At 61.5% G+C, this 25,421-nt stretch carries 29 protein-coding genes; 3 read left to right on the forward strand and 26 right to left on the reverse strand.

What is annotated here, in order from left to right:
- Positions 1-5 precede the first annotated feature (5 nt).
- Genes traD through B0G77_RS39810 form a run of 8 tightly spaced genes read right to left on the reverse strand, consistent with a single transcriptional unit; the run spans position 6 to position 9,284 of the window.
- Positions 6-1,874, reverse strand: coding sequence for a conjugative transfer system coupling protein TraD (gene traD / locus B0G77_RS39775; RefSeq protein WP_133667336.1), 1,869 nt, complete (start codon positions 1,872-1,874; stop codon positions 6-8).
- Entirely contained in the window at positions 1,871-3,250 is a 1,380-nt protein-coding gene (locus B0G77_RS39780) for a TraI domain-containing protein (RefSeq protein WP_243751480.1), read from the reverse strand. The genes traD and B0G77_RS39780 overlap by 4 nt, the downstream gene beginning before the upstream one ends.
- Positions 3,247-4,308 (reverse strand): type IV secretion system protein, encoded by a 1,062-nt coding sequence (locus B0G77_RS39785; RefSeq protein ID WP_133667337.1) that lies wholly within the window; start codon positions 4,306-4,308, stop codon positions 3,247-3,249. The genes B0G77_RS39780 and B0G77_RS39785 overlap by 4 nt, the downstream gene beginning before the upstream one ends.
- Positions 4,305-5,063 (reverse strand): DUF4141 domain-containing protein, encoded by a 759-nt coding sequence (locus B0G77_RS39790; protein ID WP_133667338.1) that lies wholly within the window; start codon positions 5,061-5,063, stop codon positions 4,305-4,307. Before B0G77_RS39790 ends, B0G77_RS39785 begins: the two co-directional genes overlap by 4 nt.
- 12 nt (positions 5,064-5,075) lie before the next feature.
- Complete coding sequence (locus B0G77_RS39795; RefSeq protein WP_133667339.1) at positions 5,076-7,544, reverse strand: VirB4 family type IV secretion system protein; 2,469 nt, start codon at positions 7,542-7,544, stop codon at positions 5,076-5,078.
- Positions 7,538-7,849 carry a VirB3 family type IV secretion system protein gene (locus B0G77_RS39800; protein WP_133667340.1) on the reverse strand — a complete coding sequence of 104 codons (312 nt, stop codon included), beginning with the start codon at positions 7,847-7,849 and terminating at the stop codon, positions 7,538-7,540. The genes B0G77_RS39795 and B0G77_RS39800 overlap by 7 nt, the downstream gene beginning before the upstream one ends.
- A complete protein-coding gene (locus B0G77_RS39805) occupies positions 7,842-8,222 on the reverse strand; it encodes a conjugal transfer protein TrbC (protein WP_133667341.1) in 381 nt (126 codons plus the stop codon). Before B0G77_RS39805 ends, B0G77_RS39800 begins: the two co-directional genes overlap by 8 nt.
- A 15-nt stretch (positions 8,223-8,237) precedes the next feature.
- Positions 8,238-9,284, reverse strand: a complete 1,047-nt coding sequence (locus tag B0G77_RS39810) for an ATPase, T2SS/T4P/T4SS family (RefSeq protein WP_133667342.1) — start codon at positions 9,282-9,284, stop codon at positions 8,238-8,240.
- A 301-nt stretch (positions 9,285-9,585) separates the two neighbouring features.
- On the opposite strand from B0G77_RS39810, the gene B0G77_RS39815 reads away from it, so the two are divergent.
- Positions 9,586-10,050 (forward strand): hypothetical protein, encoded by a 465-nt coding sequence (locus B0G77_RS39815; RefSeq protein ID WP_133667343.1) that lies wholly within the window; start codon positions 9,586-9,588, stop codon positions 10,048-10,050.
- A 161-nt stretch (positions 10,051-10,211) separates the two neighbouring features.
- Positions 10,212-10,529, forward strand: a complete 318-nt coding sequence (locus B0G77_RS39820) for an H-NS family nucleoid-associated regulatory protein (protein WP_133667344.1) — start codon at positions 10,212-10,214, stop codon at positions 10,527-10,529.
- Between the two features lie 71 nt (positions 10,530-10,600).
- Here the strand turns inward: B0G77_RS39820 and B0G77_RS39825 are convergent, their stop codons facing one another.
- The 10 genes from B0G77_RS39825 to B0G77_RS39870 form a co-directional block, all read right to left on the reverse strand.
- Positions 10,601-11,848, reverse strand: a complete 1,248-nt coding sequence (locus tag B0G77_RS39825; protein WP_133667345.1) for a VWA-like domain-containing protein — start codon at positions 11,846-11,848, stop codon at positions 10,601-10,603.
- 7 nt (positions 11,849-11,855) lie between these two features.
- Positions 11,856-12,782, reverse strand: a complete 927-nt coding sequence (locus B0G77_RS39830) for a hypothetical protein (protein WP_133667346.1) — start codon at positions 12,780-12,782, stop codon at positions 11,856-11,858.
- 115 nt (positions 12,783-12,897) lie between these two features.
- The gene (locus tag B0G77_RS39835; protein WP_133667347.1) at positions 12,898-13,974 is read right to left on the reverse strand and encodes an ATP-binding protein; all 1,077 of its coding nucleotides are present in this window, start codon (positions 13,972-13,974) and stop codon (positions 12,898-12,900) included.
- A gap of 125 nt (positions 13,975-14,099) precedes the next feature.
- Positions 14,100-14,345, reverse strand: coding sequence for a DUF3717 domain-containing protein (locus tag B0G77_RS39840; protein WP_133667348.1), 246 nt, complete (start codon positions 14,343-14,345; stop codon positions 14,100-14,102).
- Positions 14,346-14,602: 257 nt separating this feature from the next.
- Positions 14,603-16,120: a hypothetical protein gene (locus B0G77_RS39845; protein ID WP_133667349.1), complete on the reverse strand. Its 1,518-nt coding sequence runs from the start codon at positions 16,118-16,120 to the stop codon at positions 14,603-14,605.
- An 80-nt stretch (positions 16,121-16,200) separates the two neighbouring features.
- Positions 16,201-16,611 carry a hypothetical protein gene (locus B0G77_RS39850; protein WP_133667350.1) on the reverse strand — a complete coding sequence of 137 codons (411 nt, stop codon included), beginning with the start codon at positions 16,609-16,611 and terminating at the stop codon, positions 16,201-16,203.
- 214 nt (positions 16,612-16,825) lie between these two features.
- Positions 16,826-17,299: a hypothetical protein gene (locus tag B0G77_RS39855; protein ID WP_133667351.1), complete on the reverse strand. Its 474-nt coding sequence runs from the start codon at positions 17,297-17,299 to the stop codon at positions 16,826-16,828.
- 8 nt (positions 17,300-17,307) lie between these two features.
- Positions 17,308-17,697 carry a hypothetical protein gene (locus B0G77_RS39860; RefSeq protein ID WP_133667352.1) on the reverse strand — a complete coding sequence of 130 codons (390 nt, stop codon included), beginning with the start codon at positions 17,695-17,697 and terminating at the stop codon, positions 17,308-17,310.
- Positions 17,698-17,789: 92 nt separating this feature from the next.
- Positions 17,790-18,251 carry a glycine zipper 2TM domain-containing protein gene (locus B0G77_RS39865; protein WP_133667353.1) on the reverse strand — a complete coding sequence of 154 codons (462 nt, stop codon included), beginning with the start codon at positions 18,249-18,251 and terminating at the stop codon, positions 17,790-17,792.
- A 75-nt stretch (positions 18,252-18,326) separates the two neighbouring features.
- Complete coding sequence (locus B0G77_RS39870; RefSeq protein ID WP_133667354.1) at positions 18,327-18,713, reverse strand: hypothetical protein; 387 nt, start codon at positions 18,711-18,713, stop codon at positions 18,327-18,329.
- Positions 18,714-19,025: 312 nt separating this feature from the next.
- Between B0G77_RS39870 and B0G77_RS39875 the strand changes: the two genes are divergently transcribed.
- A complete protein-coding gene (locus B0G77_RS39875) occupies positions 19,026-19,391 on the forward strand; it encodes a hypothetical protein (protein ID WP_243751481.1) in 366 nt (121 codons plus the stop codon).
- A gap of 86 nt (positions 19,392-19,477) precedes the next feature.
- Here B0G77_RS39875 and B0G77_RS39880 read toward each other — a convergent pair whose 3' ends face one another.
- The 8 genes from B0G77_RS39880 to B0G77_RS39915 form a co-directional block, all read right to left on the reverse strand.
- A complete protein-coding gene (locus B0G77_RS39880) occupies positions 19,478-20,542 on the reverse strand; it encodes a hypothetical protein (protein ID WP_133667355.1) in 1,065 nt (354 codons plus the stop codon).
- A 98-nt stretch (positions 20,543-20,640) separates the two neighbouring features.
- Positions 20,641-21,123, reverse strand: coding sequence for a hypothetical protein (locus tag B0G77_RS39885; RefSeq protein WP_133667356.1), 483 nt, complete (start codon positions 21,121-21,123; stop codon positions 20,641-20,643).
- 89 nt (positions 21,124-21,212) lie between these two features.
- A complete protein-coding gene (locus tag B0G77_RS39890) occupies positions 21,213-22,046 on the reverse strand; it encodes a PRTRC system ThiF family protein (RefSeq protein ID WP_133667357.1) in 834 nt (277 codons plus the stop codon).
- Positions 22,043-22,684 carry a PRTRC system protein A gene (locus tag B0G77_RS39895; protein WP_133667358.1) on the reverse strand — a complete coding sequence of 214 codons (642 nt, stop codon included), beginning with the start codon at positions 22,682-22,684 and terminating at the stop codon, positions 22,043-22,045. Before B0G77_RS39895 ends, B0G77_RS39890 begins: the two co-directional genes overlap by 4 nt.
- A 1-nt stretch (position 22,685) precedes the next feature.
- A complete protein-coding gene (locus B0G77_RS39900) occupies positions 22,686-23,411 on the reverse strand; it encodes a PRTRC system protein B (RefSeq protein ID WP_133667359.1) in 726 nt (241 codons plus the stop codon).
- Positions 23,411-24,565: a PRTRC system protein F gene (locus B0G77_RS39905; protein WP_133667360.1), complete on the reverse strand. Its 1,155-nt coding sequence runs from the start codon at positions 24,563-24,565 to the stop codon at positions 23,411-23,413. The genes B0G77_RS39900 and B0G77_RS39905 overlap by 1 nt, the downstream gene beginning before the upstream one ends.
- A 96-nt stretch (positions 24,566-24,661) precedes the next feature.
- Positions 24,662-24,880 (reverse strand): PRTRC system protein C, encoded by a 219-nt coding sequence (locus B0G77_RS39910; RefSeq protein WP_133667361.1) that lies wholly within the window; start codon positions 24,878-24,880, stop codon positions 24,662-24,664.
- 8 nt (positions 24,881-24,888) lie between these two features.
- Complete coding sequence (locus B0G77_RS39915; RefSeq protein WP_133667362.1) at positions 24,889-25,347, reverse strand: PRTRC system protein E; 459 nt, start codon at positions 25,345-25,347, stop codon at positions 24,889-24,891.
- Positions 25,348-25,421: the final 74 nt, after the last annotated feature.

Raw genomic sequence — 25,421 nt, forward strand, 5'->3', positions numbered from 1 at the left:
GGTTTTCACCCTTGAAGGATTGGAATACGGCCCTGATACACGGCGGCACCGGAGATGCGCATGAAGTACTGCAGGTTCGGCAGGCCGTGTATCAGGCGGGTTGGAATCAAGGGGACCTTCTCCAGTTGAAGTGAACGAGAAACGGATCCTGTAAATTCACCGACATGTGCCTCGCTGCCTGTGCTGGTGCTGCCTGTCATCACAAGGTTGCGGATCGCGGTTTCGCCGACCTTGTCGGAGAACCACTGCGCAGTGTCGCTGTCTTCCAAGCGTAAGATGATCTGGTTGTTCAGGTTGCCCAAAACCTGCAGCATTTTTGCGGCATTTCCCAGTCGCGCTTCGAGGTCCGCTCGCGCCTGGAATGCGACGAAGGCCTTGAAGCCCGCACCGCGACCCTTGTTGAGGATCTGGATCACCTGCTCATTGATCGCCTCGGCAACCTCGTCAATGATCAGCACCACGTCGGGCGGAGAGGCGTAGAAGTTGTATATCGAGCCGCAGACGGCCGCGACGTCAGCGAGGACCATCGACGCGATCGCCTTCTGCACGATATTGTTCGACAGCGAGTCCAGGCCCATGTACAGAACGGCTTTCTGCTTGATGACCTTGTCGATGTCCCAGATCTCGCGCTCATCCTCGAAATCGTCGGCTTTCGGAGCAAGCAGCAGACCCGTCTCGCCGGTGGCCAGCATCTGCAGCAGCGGCAGCGCCGAGGCGATGATCCGCATGTAGTGCTCGCGGTCGTGAACGTGCGTCGCAATCAGTCCGTCGATCGACTCATGCCCCTTGTCCATCGCGGCGAACCGCGCGTTGTAGAGCGCGATCATCCCGTCCACTTTGGACACGCCCGGCTTGTTGGCCATCTTGACCGTGTCGGCCGCGACGAGGGTTTCCCAGTCGTCCAGTCCCGCTTCCCGGAAAAACCGGATGAGACCTTTTTCCAGCAGGGTTGTAATGCCCGACTGCGCGTATTTCAGGATCGAGCGTAGCGTGGGCTTGTCGCCGATATAGAGCTCGCCCTTCACCGCACGGTCGATGAACAGGAACGCGAAGTCGCGAAACGGCCCCTCCTCCATCAGTTGCGCAATGCGGCTCGGGATTTCGGACGGCTGCGACCAGTTCTCGATCGGATTCAGACGGACCGACTCGGACGGCTTGGCCTGATTGAAATACAGGAACTTGCGGCCCGCCCGCGCGCACTCTTTCTCGACCCGCAGCTTCCACTCGGCGTCGTTCTTCGGATCCACGATAATGAGCACGTCACCCAGATGAATGACCTGCGTGGAGATCACCTCGTATGTACGGGTTTTGCCGGCGCCGGTCGTGCCACCTACGAGCGTGTGGCCGCCCATCGCCTTGTAGTGAAACGGCACCAGCGCCTTTTTCGGCTCCATACCGTGTATCCACGACGATCCCTGCGGCATGCGGTCCCGGATGCTGTCTTGGGGCGCGAAGAGATTTTCAATCACGGCTTCGATCTTCCGTCCGGGCTTCGTCTTCGGCAGCCAGCGCGGCAGGCCGGGAATATCGGTGGTCGGCATGCGCAGGATGTCGTGTGCGATCTGGCAGTGCTTCTGGGTCCATTCGTAGCCGACGCCGAGGTACATCGAGTTCGCTTCATCGCGCATGCGCTTCTGGATTGCGAGCAGCTTCGGAACCTGGAGCGTAGTGAGCCACTTGGTCGAGATGGCCATGCGAAACTTCAGCGCCTTCCATACCTGAAGTGAACGCAGCACGAGAACCAGCAACGCGAAGAGCCCGAAGGCCCAGCCATACGGCATCCCCGAAAGCGGCAAAAGGACCAAGGCAGCCAGCCAGAAGACAGCCGCGCGTAACTCGTAGATCGGGCGGAAATGGTTGATGTAGCTGATCATGCAGGACGATCCACAATGAGCTGGCCGGCGCGCGGCGCGAGGGTAATTTCGGTTGGCCCGTTGGCGAGCAGCAGGCTGCGCCTGCGCAGATGTTCAACGAGCGTGTCGCTTGCCACGCCGTAGCTGCCGATCAGACGCTTCTGGATCGCCAGTCCCGTGTCGGACCACTGCACCTTGGCGCGACCCGATGCGACGTCTTCGCGCAGGGCGCGGAACAGGTCGCGGATCATGTTCGGCGCACCCTTGAGGACCTCGTCGAAGGATGCATCGGCAACCGGGGCGGCCTGTGACCGCTCTGCAACCCGCATGTCCGCAGGATTGACTGCCTGCACCGCGGGCGGTTCGACCGCCACAAACGGCAATCCCATCTGATCGGCAGACGTTGGCCTGGCGGAAACCGGGACGGCTCTTTCCTCTACCGCATCGTGTTCTTCCTCATAGCCGATCGCGGCAAGCAGCGAGCGAGGCGCTGCGGGCGCCGACGGTGCCGGACTAATGACCTCGACCGACTGGGGCTGTGCGGGCGCGGCAGCGGGCTGGGTGGCCGCTACCGGTTCCGGTTGTGCGGCCGCCGGAGGTTGGGACGGTGATGCCGGCGATACCGGAGCCGGGGCGACCGACGGCTGCAGTTCGGCGGCCACGTGGATAGCGGAAGGCACCTCGAACTGGACCGGCTCGAACACCGCCCGTTGCGCCTTGCGGTCGAATTCGGCGGCCGTCGCGATGGCCTGACGAATGACCTTGTGGATGAGCGATTCCGCCCCGAGCGGATTCATGTTTGGATTGATCGCGCCGAACATCTCCGCGAGCACCTCCGCATCAAGGCCCGCTAACAGCTCACTGCCCACCAGGATCTGCGCGAGCATGCCCGTGCGCATGCGCTCGACAGGAAGTTCTGTCTCGCGCCGTGCGACCCGGTAGGGTTCGCTACCGAGCCACGGGCCAGCTGCACCGTGTATGGACGGATTCCACGCAGCGCGGTCTGTCTCACGCTCAATGACGAAATGCCGGTACGGCTCGTCGAGCCTCGAGCACACGGCCGCAAGAAAGACCGCGTAGTTGTACTGCGGCTCGATGCGGCGGCGCTTCTCGGACGGCAGGTTGGTGCCGAACTTCTGGCCACCGGCGAGGCGCATCGCATAGAACGCCGTTTCGATCGTGCACCGGAACGCCCCACCCGGCTCCCGATGAAGATCGGGGCTCAGCGGCATCGAAGAGAACCACTCTGCGCAACGAGAGAGCACCGACATCCATTTGCGCTGGAACTCGTCTTTGCTCGCCTCGTTGGCACACTGCCCGATCAGGTCGACGCGTCGCTGATGCTCGCCGAGGAGCGCTGCCGCGCCCAGAGGTTGATGGTTCAGCGATACGGTCACACAAGCCCCCCGGTCGCGACCCGTGCCACCTTGCCGACCAACGAACCCGATGCATTCGCACCGCCGCCAAACATGCCGGCCATTTTCGGAATCTCGAACGAAACGAGAAATATGAAGATCGACAGATCCATCACGTACGTCGCGCCTTGCGGCGTAGACAGGCCGATCGTGCGGCCCTGGTCAATCGCTGCCGTGAGCGAGGCTGACACCAGCTTCATCAGGATCGCGGCGACAACCGTGTACATGCCCGCGCTCACCATATAGTCGAGCCACGACTTGAAGTACCCACGCGTGAAAGACGAAAACCCAAGTGCCAACGCGATCTGTCCCATGACAATTCCGACGGCCGCCTGCAACTGGCCAATGTTGACAAAGAACGTGAACACGATGGCCGTAATGCCAAGCACCACCCACGCGATCAGGAGCGGCCCGACCGCCATCAGAAGTTTCGGATACTCATACCAGCTTGCCCCGTCAAACGACTTCGCAAAAGCATCGTAAAGCTGACCGGACGCGGTAAACAGTGACGTTGTGGTGCCCGACATGTCGCTTCCACTGATGTCCGTGGCGAGCGTGCCAAACCAGTTGTAGAAGCCCGGCGCAAAGGTGACGTAGGCAAGATAGATCGACGCAAAGATCCCGAGCGTCCCCAACTCCTCGAACACGACAACCCACGCATTCACGGGGTCCTTCGTCGCTGCGAACCGTGCCGCTGCGAGAACGATGGTGATGACGGCGAGTCCTCCCGCAAGCTTGTCCGCCTCCGCCTTGACGAGTTGACTTGTCGTTGCCGCAGCCGTGATGACCGAACTGAATAGGGAATTGATCTTTGCCGCCGCCTGGCTGTTCCCGGAAGTTATTTCCCCCGGCTGATAGGTGGCGCCGGAGTTGCTCGAAGGCGTGGTCGGCGGAATCTGCCCCGCCGGCGTTCCCACGGGCATCCCATCTGGTGTCAACGCGACATCCTGTGCCCACGCCCCGGAAGGAATGACTACCGCCACGGCGAGCACCAGCCAGAGAGCAGCGGCAATCGAGCGGATCAGACCTCGCAGGCTCATTGTGACGCTCCGCTACCCAGGCTGCTGTTCAGTGCAGCGCGCTCGGAAGCCTGCTGCGCAGTGAAGCTTTGCATGGCCGCAGTCTTGGCCTGCTCCTGGGCGTTCGCGAGCGACTGCTGCTGGGCCGCCTGCTGCGCCTTTGCCGCGTTCATCTGAAGAAGGTCCGCATTCTGGCTGGTCACGATATCGAGGTAATGTGTGGTCAGCTCGGCAGTCGCCTGCTGGGTCGGTGAGAGGGCCAGTTGCGACTGCAGTTCCTGACGGCGTTGAGCCAGTTCCTGGGTGTGCGTCATGACATCGTTGCCCATCTGGAACATGTTCTTGACTGCCTGATCGTTCTGGTTGTAGAGCGTGCCCATGTCGGCAAACCATTGTTCGCGCGATTTGCCCGAACGGGCCATCAGCGTCTGCACATGCGTGAGCCACGCGCTGCCCTGCTGGAGGTTTCCGTAAAGGTTCGTGAGCGTGCTGGTCAGGGAGTTGACCTTGCTGATCTCGCCGGTGATCTGGCTGTATTGCGCCTGCATCGCCGCCGGGCTCAGATCCTTGGCCTGCAGCAGCTGGTTGGCCATCATCTGGTACTGGTACGCGATGTTCGTGTCCTGGTAAATCTCACCTTTCACCGCCTTTGCCGCCGTGATGACGTTCTGCGCAAAGTTGGTCGGGTCGAATACCACCCATTGCGCAAACGCCGTCTGTGAAACACCGAGGGTCAGTCCGGCTATCAGCGCCACGCGTGTCAGAATCTTTTTCATATTGTTTCCTCGTCAGTCGAGAGTCAGCATTTCCTGCAAATAGGCTTCGCGCCAGTTGGGCGAGCCAGAGGTGTAGTGCCTGTCAAGAATGGCCTGCGCGCGCCCGTCCGAGCGCAGCACCGCGAGCGTCTCTTTCGGGAAGCTGGTCTGCAGCATCCGGGTTTGATCGGGTGTCACCCACAGGTAGTCGCGGTTGGGTACCGCGTCCGCGATCATGTCGACCTGATCCTTCGTCAGGCCGAACACATCGCAATACAGGTGAGGGTTGTTGCGCGCGTCCCTGTTCGGCAGGTAGAAGATGTTCGGAATGTTTTCCTTGAGAATCTCGAAGTTCTTGATCCGGGCTATCTGAGCGAGCGATTGCGTCGCCAGCAGCAGGGTTGCGTTCAGTTTCCGGATCGTCACGGCCCAGACTTCAAGGCGCTGGTAAAAGCGCTCATACTGGAAGAAGAAGCCGCATTCCTCGACCTCGATGATGGTGTAGCGCTTGCCGTCGAGCCATTGCGAGATCCGGTAGAACGCATAGTCCATGAAGAGAGCCGCTGCGACCGGGAAGTTCTGGAACAGATCGCCCATCTCGATCGAGATGTCGTCCGACAGCGAGAACGCGTCCTCGAGGTGATCGAAGAAGCGGCCGTTCTTCTCGCCCTGGGTCCAGACGGCCAGGCGCTCGCGCAGCTCGACAGGCAGCAGCGTGTTCAGGAAGGACAGCGTCCAGAACTCGGGGCCGTAGCCCTCGCCAAGCGTGCTCACCCGCTCGAAGATGACCCGTTGCTGCTGCGGCGTGCAGCGGAAATCGTCATCCTCGATTGCCATCTGAACCCACTCGGCGACATAGGGGTAGTGCCTCTTGTCGTGGAGCAGTGAAAGCGGATTGACCGAGGTAGCCGCCTCGAAGCGCCCCGTCGCATCAATGAATTTTCCGTTCGCAAGCACGGTCGGGATGCGCGTTGAGCGGTCCTTGTCGAACCGGATGCGCCGCGCCTTGTGCCTGCCCGCCTGCGAGACCAGGAAGTTGAGAAACACCGACTTGCCCGCGCCGATCGGGCCGATGACGAGCGTGTGCGACTTCCCACCCGGGTGATGCAGGCTCACGCGCTGGAGCGTCTTGTGGCGCGTCGGCAGCATCGTCAGCGGCCCGGTCCTCTCACCCGACTGCTGCGTCAGCCAGTCATTCACCACCGGTCCCTCGGATACGCCACGCAGCGGCGCGATATCGGAGACGGCGGGCGTCTCGACAAACTGCAGTCGCTTCTGCTGGTCCCAGCGCCCCGGCAGCGTCGTGGCCCACGATGCCGCCAGATTGTCCTTTTCAAGGATGACGCCAAACCCGGCGTTACCGATCTTGCCGACCACTTCGCGGGTCGCATCGTCACATTCTTCAACGGTGTCGCCATAGACGATCACCGAGATGTTCGCAAAACCATACTGCTGGCCGTCCGCGACCAGTTTGCCCAGCGCCTTCGCTGCCTCGTCGGCGAGCCGCTCGCGGCCCTCGTCGTTCTTCTGCTCTTCCTTGGCAAAATAGGCTTTCAGGATCGCCATCGGGTTGAACGCGGCGACCTTGTAGAACTTGCGGATTTTCTCGATGTAGGCCTGCGCCTTGTTCGTATCGAGGAACCTGAACATCACGCAGATATCGAGCTCGGCATCGACCTGGGCGAGCACGTCAAGCGCGGCCTCCTGAAACCCCATCCATTCCTTGACGCCGATGATCTTCGCGTAGCGCGTGCCGTATGCGGACTCGAACATCAGGTGCTCGGCGCCGTAGGTCACAACCGTCTCGGTGAGATGCGTGTCGAGCATCGTGACCGGGTAGCGCACACGGCGCGGCGGCACCGACGGGTTCGCGGTCTGATGGAGAAAGCCGAGGGCGTTCTGCAACTGCAGGCGTTTCATTTTCAGGCGCGAAACGCCGCCCTTGAATCCGTCGAGTACCGACTCGAAGCGCTTGATATCCGAAGTGAGCCTTGCGATGTCAAACGCGAATGCGCTTCGCGCGAGGACGAGATCCTTGATCGTCTCGAGTATTGCGAGCGGCACCGGCTTGCCGCCGACCGTCATGTGATAGCCGATCTTCTCAAAAACCTTGTTGATGCCGGTTTCCGGCGTATACGCAAGCGCGAGGGAATGCGCGTTGCGGAAAAATTTCCCGCTGCTGACGGTGGACCGGTTGATCGCGTCGACGCGTGCGTCGACACTCGAGGCGAACTCGCCGTCGATCTGGCCTCGCACGCGGCGATGCGACAGTCGCCACCACGCCGTCACCCGGTGATCGAAGTTCTTGCAGGCGTGGTCGAGGTTGTCCCGCGCAGCGGAGATATCTGCCGCGTTTGGACTGTCTGCATCGACCCCTTCAAACGTATAGACGCTTAGAAGCGACCCATCCTTGTCGAGGACGAGCTCGGGCGTCACCATGGTCGCCCACGGCGCGATTTCCTGAACCGGTCGACGCTTGAGCGTCAACTTCTTTTTCAGCATGGCAGGTCCTGATCAAATCCATATGGCCGCTTGAACCGGGCGGCGAACCTGGCCGATACGTCAGGCTCGTGAATATCCGGGTATCGGTTGTAGACGACGAGCACCTCTTTCCACCAGGGGTCGCGCGACGTCTTCCACCGCAGGAGCCAGTGAACAGCGATGCCAACGACGAGAAAGGTCGGCGTCATGCTGCTGTAGCAAAGCAGCGCGGTCAGCGTTCCGTTCGCAATGGCCAGTCCCCGGTCAGCGCCACCCATCTGGCGGGGCAGCGACAGCGACCGGCTCACACGCGTGGGCTTACGCACACGTGTAATTGATCTTGAGGTGATCCTTGACGATCGGGATCGCGCACGCCGCGAGACCCAGACCGACCAGTACCGAGGAAATCATCTTGCCGATGCTGCTTTCCGAATTCGCGATCGCCACGGCACCGATGATGATCAGCACGATGCCGATGCAGTACAGCCACGGACCGCTCACATACGACGAAATCAGACAGATCACGTCTGCTGCGGGACCGAGGTCCGTCATATCGACGGCCGATGCCATCGGTGTGAACCCGGCCAGGCCTGCCGCGATCAGCGTCGTGCGGATTTCCTTGCGGCTGAAGAGCCGGACTGCCAGATTGCGGCCGCCGTCCCGCAGTCGGGCGAGGCTCGTTTGAAGGTGCTTCGTCATCACTGCTCCATTGAGTTAAAAAACACGTTTGAGGATGTAGTCCCCGTCCCTGAATCCCTTGATCTCGACGATCTCCGAGATATGGCGCAGCTCGCCGGTGCGTTTCATGTGCACGACGTAGTGGAAACAGTCGGCGACGGCCTTGCGCATGTCAGCGAGTTCCCAGCGGCTACCGGCCGGAATGCCGAGCATCGCCAGACTCTCCAGACGGCTCAGACCGCCGCGCGCATCGTTGGCGTGTATCGATCCCATGCCGCCGTCGTGGCCGGTGCTCAGTGCCTGAATGAAGTGGTAGGCTTCCCCGCCGCGCACTTCCCCGACGATGATCCGATCGGGCCGGAAGCGAAGACAGAGCGCCACGAGCAGTTGCGTCGTGACTTCTGCGTCGGCATTGGAAAGCAGCCGGACGCGGTTGGGCGCGGTGACCTTCAGTTCCATCGTGTCCTCGATGGTGATCACCCGTTCGTCCTCAGGAATTTCCCCGTTCAACGCATTCAGGAACGTCGTCTTTCCCGAGGACGTGCCGCCGGCGACCAGCACGTTGCGGCGTGCGCGCACCATCGCGGCCAGTGCGTCGCGAAGCGCGGCATCCTGCGCACCAGCCGGGAAAAAGTTGTGCTCCACTTCCTTGCGGGCGTTCTCGAGGGAGAAGGCGCCCATGCTGACGTAGTCGTTTAGCGTCAGGTTCTTGTCGCGGTGCTTGCGGATCGAGAGTGCGTCCCCGTCGATGGACGTCGGCCGCATGACCGCCGCGATCCGCAGGTTGTTGTGACCCGCGTTGATAATTCCCTGGGCGGTGCCGGCGTGCGCCGACTTTTCCACCGACGCGGCGAGCGCGTGGATGGCGCCCTGGAGCGTGGCCTGGTTCAGCGAAATATCCAGCCGGCGCATCCGGCCACGCTGTTCGACCCACACGTTGTTGAAATCATTGATCATGATTTCGGACACGTCGGGCGCTTTGAGCGGCTCGCGGATCGCCTTGAGCGACTCGAAGAACATTCGCACCGCGCTTTCTTCAAGCGGGCGCACCTTGAGCAGGGGGTTTTCGGCAGCATCGGTCATGCTGCTATTGTTCAAGCTGCAGACGGTGCCGTCGGACCGAAAGAGCCGCCAAATCGGCCAGCTTTCGCCGAATCCCACATGTGCCCCTGCAGCCGAACATCACCACCCACACCGCCTCTTCAGTCGAACATCACCAGAGCGCAGCCGGAGATCATCCAGTTCAGCCGGTTGAGGGGCTTAACCCGGAAAGCTCCAGAAAATCGTATAGCTTTCGCCCCGTTGTGCCTCTTGATTAATCGTCGAAGACGCCGATATTGAGTGCACGCACAACCAGACCCCGACATATAACCACCAGACCCCCATGGCAAAGACCATTTCGTTCCGGCAGAGTCCCCAGGCCGCCCGCGCGCGCAAGAACCGCACACTGCTGCTGTCGATGCCCCGGGCAAGCGCCGACGACCTTGCACTGCGCGTGCATGTCGCGCTCGACGCGCTGAGTCGCGGATGCGGTAACGTCCATGCCGCACAGACGCTCACGCAGACGATGATCCTGACGGGCTTTCTGGCTGAGGCCGGCTACGGTGAAGCCACCTTCGAGCAGATGCAGCAGGCCGAAGCGGACATTTCGGGTGCGTTCGATCGCGGCAGGGCCTCGGGCGAATGGCAGCTGGACGACGCGGCCGCGGCGCGCTTTGCCGTGATTGCTTCGACCTACGACTACCAGTTGCAGCGCGCGCCATTGTGGGCGGTTGCCGACGCGAGCGACCGGCTCGACAGGTTCGTCTCGGGTGAGTCGTTCGATCGTGTGATCCGCAAGCGGGCGTAGTGGAGAAGGTGCAACAACCTCCTTGCGTTCCGCTGATAAGGGTTTATACTGATCTGCGTCTCCTCCATGTCTCCTCCTGATATGGATTCAGCCCGCCACTGCGCGGGCTTTTTTCTGTGCACCGCTATACTTCCCGCACACTCAAACCAGCAAGCATGGCAATGAAGGGAAAAATCGCCGACGGCGAGGCACGCGAGCGGCTCATTATCTGGATCCGTCGACGCATGGATGAGTTTGGCATCACGCCCGATGCGCTCGCCGCGTCCATCCAGCACGACCTCGATAACCAGCCGAAATACCGCGACGCGAAAGGCAACGACTGGAACGGTCTGGGCGACATGCCGGACTGGCTTCGCGCGGCCAGGAATGCCGGCGTCGATCCAGACTTCTTCCGCATCGGGCAGAACTCCGAGCCGGAACCGGAACCGAAGCTCAAGCGCTCCAGCACGCAATACGTGCAGGCCGACCTCTTCGACTGATTCGCCTGGGCAAAAAAAACCCGGCTGCAATAGCCGGGCTTGGTTCAGGGGATGGGCACACAAAATGCCCGCTAACAGATCACTTCCACCATTTCGCCGAACGGTGCCTGCCTTGCCCGTTTGAGCGGCGTCGTGGACGCCCACAGCACGGGGTAAGCAGGCTCCTCGCCTGGAAAGGCACCATCCATATCGGTGAGATAAACCAGGAAGGCAGGATGAATGCCTTCGTGCGCGAGTCGTCTGAACGGATCAACGAACGAGGTGCCGCCACCACCCAGCACCGGCAGCAGTTCGACCGCTTCGCCACGTTCGAAGGTCTGCACCTGGGTCACGCGCGTGTCGCAGTCCATCACGATCAGCCGGCGCGGGCGCACCGCGTCGTTCACGGCAAGGATTTCCGCCGCGAACTGCGCCTGCGTTTCGTCCCACACCGAGCCGCTGGCATCGCGCACGAACACGCCATCGCCTACAGCCGGCTCGTGCAGCGACGGCAGATACAGACGCATGTGCAGATAGCGACGGTTCGGCATCGCGAAGCTGTAGTCGGTTGGCGACGATTCCTGCGCAAAGCGATGCAGGATCGCACGCCAGTCGACAGCCGGTTCGACCGCCTGCGCGATCATCCCCTGCAGGGCACCTGGCATGCCGCCGCGCATCTGGGCCGCTTTCGCGGCCTGATGCACGGCAACCTTCCATTCGGCTTCCTGCTTCGCCCGGTCGTCGGCCGCGTACTGACGGACCTCGCCACAGGAGGGAGCGGTATCGGCAGACGCAGCGGGGTCAGAGCCCTCGGACGGTGTGTTCGCGCCGTTCGCGGATTGCGGCGGGCTGCTGCCCCCGGGCGGATCGCCTGCCTGCTGGCCAGACTGCCCTCCCGGTTTGCCACCATCCTTCTGCCCTTCCCCCTGCTGCTTCTGCTTCTGCCGCTTCTCCTGCGCGAGGATGCCGTAGATCTCCTCGGCCGACATGCCACGAAAGCGTGCATCCATCAGCACGCCTTTTGGCAACAGCATGCCGGCATCGACGATGATCGGATTGATCGCGTGATCGCACGCGTCATTCCACAGGTCGGAATCGCGATCGCCCTGACGCCAGCAGTGGCCATTGGCCACGTGCAGGACCTCATGGGCCAGCACTCCGCGCGTTTCCAGATCGTTCAGGCTTGCAAGATACGTCGGGTTGTAGCCGATCGACACCGAGTCCGTCCAGAACGTCGTGCAGGACGGATCCTCGATGACCTTCAGGCGCAGGGCCAGCGCGCCGAAAAACGGCTGGTCCAGCACAAGCGCGGTGCGCTGCTTCGAGATACGCGGATCCATGGCCACCTCAGGCGACGAGTCGCAGAAGCGGTGTCTGTTCCTGCAACACCGGCGCCGGGTCGATCATCGGCTCCGGCGTGCCGCCCATGAACGCCGCCATCAGCCCCTCGATTTCCTGGGCCTTGGCAGCGACCTGCGAGCGCAGCACACGCGACTCCTTCAGATCCGCACCGGTATGAACCGCAAGGTGCTTCTTGGCCTGGTCGAGGATGTGCGTGAGTTTCGGATCGTTGCTGAAATTCAGCTTCGGCAGCAACTCACAGAGTTCGCGCACCTGGTTGGTCACATCGAGGCGCACATTGCCGACCGCATACAGCCGGTCAGCCAGCTTCGACGTGGCCTCGTACAGACGGCCCACCAGATCGTTGTTCGCCGTCGAGATCGAGGCCAGGACATGCTGGTCGATCTCGGAGCGCAAACCGGACAGGACATCGTCCGGCAGTTCGATTCCAAACTGGCTGGGGTCGGGAAACGGCAGCACGGCCATCTTGATACCGAACTTTCCCGACATCTGCGCGAGGCTCGGATAGTCCGCCTCGTTGAAGAGACCATTCAGCTCGGCGCGGGCCTTTTCCTTCAGGTCCAGATAATCCGTCAGGAAGACCGACACGGCCAGATCAAACTCGTCTTTCAGCTTGCGCATGTGGTCGGCGAAGTCCATGTAGACCATCGTCGGCAGCAGACGCACGCCCAGCTGGTCGTACTTCAGCGAATGGTCGTAGTAGTACGCGCGGATGCGATTGCCGATCGACACCACTTCCTTGTAGCTCGGCGCATGCTCGGGCATCAGGCGCTTGTTAAAGCGACCAATGCCTTTCGCCTCATGGGATTTCTCGACTTCCTCGGTGGCCTTTTCGTCGAAACAACGGGCCTGCCACGCGGAAATCGTGACGGACGAGAGCATGACTTTCGATTTGATATCGGTGAGGTTCATGGAAAGACTCCAGAAGAATTAAATGAATGGATGAAGCGGAAAGAAAAAAGCCACAGCGCGCGCAAGCGGGCCGTGGCGAGAAAGGACAACGGATGAAGCAGGAAAGACGGGACGATCAGCCCCGGATGATTTCGCCGAGCGGACCGCCCTGCGCACGGATAAATGCGTGCGTGTTCTGCAGTTCCGGCGTGCGCCGGATGGCATCCCGGGCGAGTAACGCGCCGAATTCGCGGTGACCCGCGTCGATCAGCCGGTCGTTGTACGTCAGCACGCGGTCGAAGTTGCCTTCGGTTGCGTGTGCCGCCAGCGCCGTGCTCACCGCGAAGAGCGCCGCCGGCGTCTCGGGAATCATCGCCGTGTCCGGCGACAGCAGGATCGCATCGGGCGACGGCAACTCGCGATAGATACCCAGGAACGCGAGCAGCTCGGTCGCCGCAGACTCTCCGACCGACCCCGCGTATGAGATCAGTTCAAGCGACTTCGGCACCACCTTCATCGTCTTGCCCAGAAAGCCCCAGCTGCGCGGGCTCGGCGAGTTTTCGATATCACGCGTGGTCTTCTGCACGGAGAGCAGGTCCGGGCGGAAACGCAGGAACGCAATCAGCTCGGCCGGCACGTTGTGACGTACCGCCCATGCCGACCAGTCCTGGATCGTTGAGATCAGCTGCACGACCGTCGCGAATCGCGAGATAACCGGGTCGAGGATGCCCGTGACGCCAGCGTTGTCGCTGCGCCGGTTGGTCGCCGCAACAAACGTGACGTGATCGGGCAGCACATGACTGCCGATTCGCCGCGCGAGCAGCAGTTGCATCTTGGCCGCCTGAACCGCCGGCGATGCCTGACCCAGATCATCCAGAAACCAGATCAGGGGCGTCGTGCTGTTCACGGCCAGTTCGAGATCGCCGAACGGAAGGTGATGCGCCGTCCTGCCGTCGACAGACGGAAACGGCAGGCCTTTCGAGTCGGTCGGGTCTTCGACCACCGGATGGCTGATGAGCAGAGCGTGACCGGTTGCTCGCGCAACCTGTTCCACGATGTCGCTCTTGCCGATACCAGGACGGCCGGTGATGAGCACCGGCAGACGGGCCGGAACATAGGCCGTGAGCAGGTGCGTCAGCTGCGGTGCAGTGACCTGATTGGCTGCGGGCTGACTGGCGGCGACAGATGCTGCGGCATTGACACGTGCGTTCATGAGGGTTCTCACAAAGGAAACCCGCAAGGAACGTCACCCACAGGGACGTGTCCCTGTGGGAAAGGTTGAGGTGCCGCGATGCGGCGGTTCGATGCGTCAGACGACGCAGAAAAAGGTAACGGGTATTACGCGAAGGCGGTTTGCAGCGCGTTCAGCTGTGCCGCCGAGAGCGACGATGCCGGCACACTCGCGTGACGACCGACGATCATCAGACCGTACACGTCGGCGAGCGCACGCGCCTGCTGGCAAAGAACCAGCGGCTCGTCATTGCCTTGCGGCGCTGGCGAGCGGTTGCGCCACACGTTAATGGCCGCCTCGATCGCTGCTTTCGTGACGTCTGGAGATGCTTCTACTGGGATCGGTTGATTCATGGGATGCCTCACAGGTGCGCCCCACGAACCGCTCCCAATGGGACGTGGTCCCAAGGGGCAAAGGAAAGTGCCGGAATCCGGCGGCTCGATGCGTCATGGACGCGGGTGATAACTGCCAGTCTAGGCCTCGTGCGGACCAGCTTTGCCTGGAAAGATGCGAATTTCGATCCCGCTTTGAGTTTGGATGCCATGGCAGGGACGAAAAAAAAGCCGACGCGTGAGCGCCGGCTGGTTCAGGTTCAAAAGAAACGTCTCAATCAGGTTGCCGCCCGGAGGACCGAGCGTGCATAGTCGAGCGTGCCATCCTTGGCCTTCACGGTGTACCCTTCGCTGCGCTGCGGATGAACCAGCATGTAGATCCTGCTGGCACCACGCGGATAGCTGCGGATTTCCGAAAAGCCGTTGGCGATGAGCGCGTCGACGTGCTGCGCGCCATTCACGATCAGGCCGTCGGCACCCGTGAACCTGGTGCGTGCGGCCTTCTCCTTTGCGTAACGGGCGTCGCGCTCGTTTCGGGCATGCTCCCGGCCTTTGGCGATGCGCGCTTCGCACTCGGCCTGTGCCGCTTCATCATAGCCACACAACGCGAAGATCGCTCGCCGGCGGGCGACCGGACCGAGACCGCGCAGCTTAACGTCGCACACTTCCCTGATTGCCTGCTTGCAGCACAGGTTATCCTCATCGGCTGTGTCCAGAACGTCTAGCAGCATGCCGACGTCCGGGCCAGTCACGGCACCGGCAAAGCGGTTCGGCCAGTCGAATGTCCAGCGCCCGTGCTCGAGTAGCGTGATCTGCCGTCCGAGCTCGTACTGCCTTCGACTCATCTGGCCAGTGCTCTTCGCCTTCTCAAGCCGCTCCAGTTCCCGGTCACGCTGCGTAACCGACAGCAGCTCGCGCACACGTGAGGCAAGATCCGAAACAGGCGTGCCAACATCGACCGGTTGCTGGTATTTCTCCGGCAGCGGCAGCGGGTCGAGCAGACCACGGTTGAACAGCATGTCGTCAACTATCACAGGGTCCGCGTCGTCCGGCAGACACTGCATGGCGACGACCAAGGCAGCGGCCATGTCGGGCGTCACCTTCAAGCCCTCGCGCCGGATGATGCGTGCCAGATGGCGCAGCTTGCACTCCGGCCTCGAGCCGCGGAATTCCGGGACATCCAGCAGCACCGTCGCCCATTCCAGGTCGAACCGGAACCGCGCCCTGTCCTGCGCATAGTCGGCGAGAACTGCGGCCGGCACAGGAAGATTCGCCGCCAGCGCATATGCCACATGCACTTCATGCCGCCCGTTCGTCTGGCCCGAGTCTGGCACACGCGGCCCTTCGGCGGCAAAGCCAAACCGGGCTTTCGCAAGCTGGCCGCACAGTATCGAAAGATCGAACCGCTCGCCGCGCGTCGCTGCAACTTCCCACTCCCGTTCGAGCTGGTCCGAGGACAGCAGCAACGCCGGCTTCTTCGCGAGATCCAGCAATGCGAAATAGAGGTCCCATTGGCTGGGGCGGACTTCCCACGGCTGAAGGCGGATACCTTCGCGTGAGAACCACGCCGCGTAGACCTCCTCGAGCATCGCGGAGAAGATTTCCGACGCGGCACCGGGCTGCCGCAGCGTGAGGACGCCGTTGTAGCGCGTGACTTTGAGCGGCTCGCCATTGCGCGACAGTTGCACGTCGGCAGTTTCGCTCGCGCTTAAGCGGGCGTCGTTGAGAAACAGCTGGAAAACTTCGATGAGGGTCGTCAACTCAAGGGCTTCACCGGGAAACGAGAGTGTGTACATGGGTAGATGCCTATCAGAATGGAGAAAGGGCAACCACCCATCGGGGCAGCTGCCCCGGATCGGGAAAGAAACAGCTGGGTTCAGTCGATGTCGAGCAGACGCGCGACAACGGCTGCGACCGCCCACGCCTGTGAGCGCGAGCGAGTCTTGATACGCATGAGCGGTAGCGAGCGCCAGAATCCGCCTTCGCCCTGTTCAACGAACTGGACGAAATCGGTCTGCACGATCCAGCCTTCCGAGGTACCGCGTTCGACCGACAGGCTCACGCGCCGACGCCGGACCGAGGTCTCCGGCCACGGAGACGACGGGCGCAGACCATAGGCCGCCTCGTCAGCATCGCCAAAGTGGTTGGCGAGCGACACCCACTCGGGCTCGATCTCGGTCTTTCGGAGCGCCTGCTCAACCTGGCGCACCACTTCCGAAACGGTCTTACCAACGGGATCAAACGGGGCGGACGCGAGCGCGACCGGCAAATCGAGAACATCGGACATGGAGACTCCAGAAACAGAAAAGCCGCCCCCGAAGGAGCGGCCTTTTAAAATGGTCGGGCCACCGTCGATGGTGGCCCGAAGTCAGGTGTTGCCTAGTGCGGAACGCGAGGATGCCGACGTTCGCGATCCGCTTTCCGGCCAAGGTTGCTCATGTACATGCCGTAGCCACATACAAGCACCCCAATAGCCGTCACGAATAGTCCGAAACCCATGGTCATTCTCCGTTCATGGTGTCCATGCCTGCATAAAAGAGTAGCACAAACCATACAAACAATATGGCCACGTCAAAGACCGCTGTGAAGGTCCAGACCTGCGTTGAGTGCCAATAACCAACGGCGCCGACGATCGACGCCGCCGACAGCGTATGAGCGAAGCGCCCGAACTGCTGGCGCTGGTCTTTCGTCCACGCGTGGCCGACATGGGCTGAAATGAACCCCGTTCGGGGCTTTTTCTGCTCAAGCCTGGCCGGTGTCACCGAAAAGCTGCCGTCGACGCGGGCATCGAGTCGAACCGGTCCGCCATTAAGCATCGCCGAGACCACAGGCGGAGCTTCAGACGCACTGAACTCCCGAAGGATCGCAGCCAGTCTTTCTGACGGCTGCACGACCTGCAGGTCTTCAACGAACGTCGCGCGGTCCGTGATCGTCATGCCCGAGGCATATTCGACAAAGATATCGACGATTTCCATCGCAACTCCTATCGCCGTTCGTTGTCCAGCCCACCAGCCAGCCGCAGCCCGCCGAGCAGTGCGTCATATCCCTCGCGGGAAGTGAGTTGCTCGAGCGAGACCGCGTTATCGCCGCCGCCCGACAGATCGACCCGACCGCGTCGCGTTCGGAACGAGACAGCCACAGATCGCCGCGAGGGAGAATCTGCAACTTCCAGCATGACAGACGGCGTTCGGAGGGTGACCCGACAGCCGCAGCCACGGCGTGAGGGTTCGGCAACGATCTCGTGCTCGCCGGAGCGTAGCCTGAGATCGCGCGCAACACGACGCAGCATGCGCGTCGCGTGATCGGTGATGGCGGCGTCCGTTGCGACACCCGCACTGCGGCGATCGGCGTAGAACACCTTGGGGATTTTCATGAATGCCTCTGGAAAAGAAAAAAGCGAGGCTTCCTTTCGGAAGACCTCGCTATGCAGGTGAATGCCGGCGACTGCCGGCGAAGAAGACCGCTTTAGTGCGTCACGCGCAGACCGGAGTTGCTCGATACCAGCAACACGTGATCGCCTGGCACGAACCTTTGATCGTCGGGCTGCGTGACGACCAGCATGCGGCCGGCATCGGTGCGCACGACGATCTCGAGGCCCGCGTGATGCGATAAGCCAGTCGAGATCTTCTGCGTGATGAACCCAGACGCGGCGCCGGTCATCGCGCCCGCGATATAGCGGCCGTTACCGTTGCCGATGACACGGGTTCCGAGAAACGCGCCCACGCCCGCGCTGATGAGTGTCGTCAGTCCGGAGTTATCCGAACTGGCTTCAATCGTGATGTTGCGCACGCGAACGATGGTGCCCTGCTCAAGGGTTCCCGCTCGTTGAACGTCAGAGCGCTGGTAGGTATCCGGCGAACCGAAATCCACGCCGGCGCAGGCGGAGAGCAGGGAAACAAGAGCGATGCTGACGATGAACTTGAACATGATTGCCTCAACGAGATGAAGGGCAACCGTCCCGTCAGGATGGTTGCCCTGACGGGAAAGAAAGAAAAGGGGAATTCAGTGAGCGACAGCGAGGCGAAGCTGCTGATATGCGCGTCGTTCACGAGCCGAAGCCCAACGAACGAAACCGACGAATCCGGCCACTACCGGTGCGATTACGAAGATGAACCAGAAGCCGACACCCTGAAGCAATGCGCTACGCGCATAGCAGCGTCCAGTGACGGACTCAACCAAAAACGCTGCAAACGAAAGCTGGTGTGAAGCGACCCGATCCGTATAGGCATCGAGAGCAGCACGGCCGCCAGCATGCATCAAGTCGAGTTGCCACCTCGCCTCAAACACGCAGCCGAAAATGACAAGTGCACAACCCGTTGCAGCGAGAACGGCAACGGTCAACCCGAGGTTAAGCGAGGCAATTGCACCTGCCTGTTTGCGATATGACATGGAACGGCTCCTCTTAAAGCGGGAGCCGGTCCCGTTGGGGTGCTCCCAACAGGGTCAGACGGGTTTGGCCCGTCGTGGAGGACCGGCATTTGCCGGTCAAAGGTTCAAGCACTCCAGCACGCCGGAGTGTTCAGTCGATGCGCAAAAGCGCGGGGAATGACTCCAGTCTATGGGTATTAACAGACCGCGGACCTCGGAAACCTCCCGAAAACCATAGCGCTTTCATCTCACGCGTCCGCGCGGTAACGAAGCTTGACTTCTCGTGGCATCTGCGAAGATGAATCAGAATCACCCAGCTCACTTCGACACGCCATGCCCTCTCAGATCATCGACCTTTCGACGCTCCGCCATAAAATCGGATTCCGGGTCGCCAGCGTCACGCGCTTCGTGACCAGCACGCCCGAAGTTGATGCGCTACTCGATTCAGACTCCGTCGTTGCGATCGGGGTCAGCGGCGGGAAAGACAGCGTTGCATGTGCGCTGGCCGTCGCCCGCCATCTTGATCTCATCGGCCATACCGGGCCGCGCGTACTGGTACATGCGGACCTCGGCCGCGTCGAGTGGAAAGACAGTGCGCCTGCGTGCGACCGACTCGCCGCTCGGGTCTCCAGCCCGTCTACGAGGGCAATTGATGAGGTTGCGGCCGCACTACCCCGCCAGATCGAGCTTGCCTTTTGACGGCGTGACGGACGAAAAAAAAAGCGCCGCCCGTTTGAGGGGCGGCGCTGGTTTAAGAGACGCGGCGATTGCCGCAACAACACAGACTACGCAAGGCAAAGTTCGAACTGGGACGCCAGGTCAGCCGTCTCGATTGCGGTCGCCACCGCCGGCACATCCCAATGCACCTGGGATGCGTCGAGCGAGCACAGCTTGTATTTCAGAGCCCGTTCATGTTCTCCAGACAGCTGAGAAAACCGAAACGAGAACTCTTCGGGCGCCTGCGCCCCTTCTGCCGCGTGGCCGAGCCGTTGCGCCAGCTCATCAGCCGACCGCCTGTGCCAGGCGCCACTGGATGCGTCGCGGCGCACGGTGACATTGGTCTCGCCGGGCACTGGCTCCGGATCCCTGAGTGCCTCACGCACAATTGGAATCGCCTTCGCGGCAAACCCTGGGAACTCCAGTTCGCGCGCATAGGCGACATCGGTCACGAAATCCTGAAGCGCCGAATAGGCCCATCCGGACTCGCGCCACGGCATCGAGCCGATCGCCATCAACAGGTTTGAAGAGTCCACAGCGAGGCACCGCACCTTCGGCATTGCGGCAAGTGGATCCTTCGCCGCCTTTGGAACCGGCACCTGAAACGGCACGGTACGACAGTCCCCCGCGTCGAAAATCCGCCACGGCGCGAGAACGTGTCCCTCGCCGTATAGCGCGAGGAGCAGATCGGCGTCAGCGTGCAGGGAGGCTATAAATCCACCCTTCACGATCCCGTCGTACTGTTTCTCGAAGCCGGAACGGATCATCGCCAGCCGCGCCTCCTCTGCTTTTTCAACAGGAATCGCGGCAGAAAACGACTTCGCGATTTCCAGCCTGATCTGCGTGTCGTCAAACGGTACCGGATGCGCAAGTTCGCGCTTCCAGGCCTCAATGAAGTTCTCCGGCTTGATGTCGCCCGAGCGGCTTTGCAGTATGCCGCCGCAGCACGCAGCGGCATGTGCGAAGACCCGGCGCAGTACTGCCTCGCGAGAGCCAAACGCCACAGCGCTCCATCGATCGTGGTGCGGGACGACGTTCTTCTCATAGGTCCGTTCAAAGAGAACATACGCCAGTTCGCCGTCCGCCTTGTGGAACGCGGCAGCACGCTTGCCGGTAATAACAGTTGCACCCATTTTCAGCTCCGATTTGTAAATGCGGAGCAGCCCCAAACGGGCTGCTACCCGCTGGGGAAGAAGAAAAAGCCGCCCGTGAGGGGCGGCCATCACGACTGCTATCGTGCTGGCATGTCAGCGAACATCACGAATGAATGTACGCACGACACGATGAAATACATCCAGAACAGGAAGAGCGCCCCGAATTCGACACCCTCGACGCCAAAGCCGGCGCAGGCTCCGAAAAGCGCAACGGCAAGCACGGCGAACTTCGGAAAGGCGTGCCCCACCAGAAGCGAGCGCAAGCCACGCACGACCCATTCCCACGCCGAACCCTGTTTGCGTTCGGCCAATGTCCGGGCAACGAGCAGCAAGCAGATACCGCCCAGTGCAACAGCCAGCGTCTTGCCGAGATTCGGCGCCGACATCTCATATGACAGGACGCGCGAATGCGCCTGCAACGCCGGCCAGCTGCCTGCCGGAGCAAGATGCTGCCAGGCGAACACGACGACCAGCGGCCAGAGCGCATGCACGCGCTTGCTCCAGAACAGGATTGCCATGCTCTGGAAGGATTTCAGTTGAATCAGTACGTCTTTTTTCATGCTAGAACCCGTAAGTGGAATGTGGCGATCCCGAGGGAGCACCGGTGTATAGCGAAAAACGCCGCTCCCTGGTACAGGAAGCGGCGCGGTTATGCTGCGGCCGTGGATTTCCGGCTCTTGCGAGCCTTCTTTTCCTTTGGTTTGGGTGCTTCGTATCCGAAGCGCGCCCATGCAGCAGGGTCAATCGGAATCGGGTTCGTTCGCCCCGTGGCAAGGTTCACGAACACGCCCGAATACTTCAAGGTGCCAGTGCGAAACAGGGTCCAGAGAAGATTGAAGGCCTGCACTGCAATGGCCGAGTTGATGACCAGCGACTGCTTGCGCAGTGCGTCGGCCATGGAACAGGATGGCGTTTCGTCCTGCGCATCTTTCGACGGGTCGATGAGCTCAGGGAACAGATCGCCAACATGCGGCAACCGGTGCGGGCAGGACTTTCGGGAAGCCTTGGGCATCATCTGCCCAAGAATGACCTGTCCCCGATCGGTGTCGTTACCGCAATCGAGGTAGTACGTGCTGGTGTGCTCGATTGAGTCCAGAATCGCCTTTCGGGCCGCACGCGTATCCACGCAGCCGATCACGAGATCGACGTTGTAGATCGGAGTGCGGCTTGTGAGGCGTTGCGTTTGAGCGCGCCAGTTCGTGCCCATGAGCATATTCAGCCGGTTCACGATCAACGAAGCCTTGTGGCACCCGACATCAGCAGGGTAAAAGCCCTGCCGCCCTACGTTCGTCGGGCTAACGACATCGTCGTCGTACACCGTGCACTCGATGCCACCGGGGTGGCCCAGTTCGAGCATCGCGTGATGCAGGCGTGCCAGATTCGGTAGCACGGCACTGCCGGTGCCGCCGGCTCCGACCACGATGATGCGCCACGGCCGCTCCCGCATATGACCTGGAGGCTGATGAACGAGACTTTCCGTCATACAGCCTCCGTAGCCCATACCGCCTGATACCAGGCTTGCGGCACACGTTCCGTTTCCTCGAAGATCCCCTTTGCGCACAGGCGAGCGGCGATGCTCGGATTCGAGCGGTCGCAATTGCCAATCACGAGCGCCATCTTCACGTCGTGACGGTCGTCCTCGTTATCCGTGCTCGAGAAATAGGCCGGATGTTTGCCATGGGAATGACAATCCACGACCAGCACCTCATCTCCCACGAGTGCAGGCGGCTCATACCTGAGCGAACCGCCACTGTGAGAAATGATCCGCACCGGCGCAAGCCGGAAGGCCTGCGTCGTGGCGCTCCAGACGATCCATGCTCCGGTTTCGTTGGGAAACGCCTTGCGGGCCATCACCGCGAACTGGCCGACAAGATCGGGCGGAATGCGGTCGAACGACAGCTTCGTCGATTCGACGACGCGGCCGTACGGCACCGCGGTGCGAACCGTGAACCGGGCAACCTGGCGGACCAGGTTGATCCAGCTGCGCCGGATTTCGAGGAACACGCCGTTTTCAGCGATGAGGAGGCGCTCACCCGACGTTTCCATTTCAGCAGCGGCCTCGTTACGCGGCACCATCACCGTCGGAAACGAACGCTGCAACGTCATATCAACAAGATTCATTTCAGGCTCCAGGGCCTCGGGCGATCAGATCGTCGAGGGTCTGTTTCATGGGTACGAGACATTGCAGGGGGAACTGCTCGCCGAATTGCCCGGCCAGCATTTCCTTCCAGAACGCGAATTCGCCTCGCGGATGTTTGACACGCTTGCCGCCCGCGTTGGGGTGGGTGAATGCCGATTCAAAAAAGCCGCTCTCCCAACCCGCAATCGACGCAACATCAACGCGATCGGGCACACGCGCGGTTCCGATGCAGATGCTGCCCCGGTCCCACGTGTTGAAATAGGGCGGTTCGTATAGCGCCGTTTGCGGTGTCGGGCGCGTCGTGCCGTCCAGTGCGAACACGTAAAACCCCGTGTTGCGCGCCTGAAAGACCAGACCCGGATGCGGCACCACCGCGCTGACGTTGCCAAGCTCCGCGCAGTCGAAGAACACACGGCGCATGGCTGGCGGACACCACCAGGTGACTGCCGTCTGATCGATAGCGAGCACCGTCTCAGGCAGGAACTGTCCCTTGAGCGCACAGCGTTCGGCCAGCGAGTCCAGCGCCTCGAACAACGCTTGCCGGTCGACAGGACGTCCCGCACCGATTACCGCGCGTTTCCCGTTATGGGTGACGCCGTGCACCGTTGCGTAGAGTGGATCGCCCTGGGGACGCGAGTAGAGGAGAATCGCGCCCGACATACAAACCTCGTCGTGGCGCCCGCTTGAAAGAAGAATTGCGTCATTCATCAGAACTTCCTGGGTAAGCGGGTGATCAACGCGACAACGCGATCGACCTGCTGAAGAATGGAAAGTCCCAACGACAGATCCGCGTACTGCTTGCGTATAGCGTCAGGCGAGGTTGCAAGACCGATGAATCCGTGGAAAAGCGATCCGTCTCCGCCGCTGTTGAAATACTCGTAGTGGGTATCAAGCAGGTCGCCGAGGTGCTCTTCTTCCGCGGCGACCGTCGTTGCGTGGTAGACCGTCTCCGGGGTGTACGCATAGTCAAACAGCCGCCTTTTGCCGGCTTTCGCGAGCAGCAACGTCAGCCGCTCGAGTTCGACACACAGACGCCGCACCCGGCCCGAATGCGTGCGCTGCAGTACGCGCAGCTTCGCGATACCGAGCGCAGGAAACGGCATCCAGCTGAACCGCTTCGGGTTATAGCGTCCAACCTCCATATGCGCCGGGCAAAGTTCCTCCCGGACCACTGACGGCAGGTACGCCTGAAACTCCTCGGGATCCTCACCGAAGCGATCCGCGAGAACCTCCGCGGCTTCCTCATCGGTACAGCTCTCGTGACCATCCCAGAACCACTGGGCGAACATCCCCAGGAAGTCATCGGGCGTGCGCATCCTGAGCGTGCGACCCGCCGCGCGATTGATGAGGATCAGCGCCGTCTGAAGCAGGCGCGGATGCGCTGCCTGGAACGTCTGAGCCCCGTCGACGATATAAACGTAGTCTTCAGGCGTCTCAAACCCCAGATACAGGGGAGAGGTCGGCGTGAACTCCCTCGCGTCGTACTGGTACTGGTACTGGATCTGCTCCTGCACCGCGTTGATATCAAGCAGCACGGGCCTGAACCTCACCCGGTTTTGCCTGCCGCACTGGCGCTTGAACCAGGCGAAGAGCGCCCTGGCCATCGCATTGCCAGCACCGGTAAATTCGGGCACGTCCGCAGCCCGCAGCGGCCCTGCCTCGAAATGACTCTCGACCAGCTTCACGATCTCCCGCTCTTCCTGCCATCGGAGGCGCGCCGTGACCGGCACGCATCTGGACATGTCAGGCAGCGTCAGAAAACCATCGGCAGGTCCACGTCGGGCAACGGAACGGCGTGCTGGTTGCCAGTCGACTCCGCTGATAGCGACTTCTTCACCATCCGGGCGAGGATCGAAGAACATTGCTCGATCTCCTTGTCATGAAAAAAAACCGCCCTCTCGGGCGGTTCATTGGAAGAGTGGCTCGTCTCACCGGACAGAGCCATCAGAAGGTCTCGCTTACGCATCGCTGCCCTTCGCGCCTGCCGCACGCCGAAACGTGTAGCGGGCAGTTTCGCCGTCATAGACCGGGCCTTCGATTGCGGCCGTGGTCAATTCCGGGTATTGGGCGGAGTACAGATCGCGTACTTCGTCGGGAGAGAACGTCGGACCAGGGTCCACGAACTTCACTTCGTTGTAGGCGAATTCGCGAACCAGCTTCGAGATGGAAATGGACATGGCTGACCTCAGGAAATCAAGGCGAAAAGATCGGTGCCGCTGGAATTCTCCGCGGCAGGCTCGGGAGTAGTCGAAGGCGCAGATGCTTCGGAACGGGTGTCGTCCGCATCGTCGTCATCGTCGTCTCCCTCGACCGGTCCTGTGGCCTCCTTCGCCGGCGCCTTCGGGCCCTTGAGGGCCTTCTGGGCTTTCGACGAAAGGCTCTTTTCCGCTTCCTGCAAAATCGCTGCCGTGACCGACACCTGCTCGGACAACGACGCATGTGCCGCCGAATACGAACGAATCGCCTCGATGAAGCCCTCATCGAGTTCAGCCGGTGTGCCGCTCAGGATCAGCGGCTGGCGCAATGCAGCTTCCTTGCCCTCACCTGACGGCACCACGACCACTGCCATGCGGTCGCTGTCCATTTTCAGGGTGAGTTGAAGCTTGCCGCTGGCTCGCACCAGCGCTTCGAGTTGTTGGAACATGAATACCTCAAGGAAAGAAGAACGCCGCGTGAACGCGGCGTATGAAGGGTGGATTGGCGACGCTCACGCGTCAC

The sequence above is a fragment of the Paraburkholderia sp. BL10I2N1 genome (assembly GCF_004361815.1).
Classification (GTDB): domain Bacteria; phylum Pseudomonadota; class Gammaproteobacteria; order Burkholderiales; family Burkholderiaceae; genus Paraburkholderia.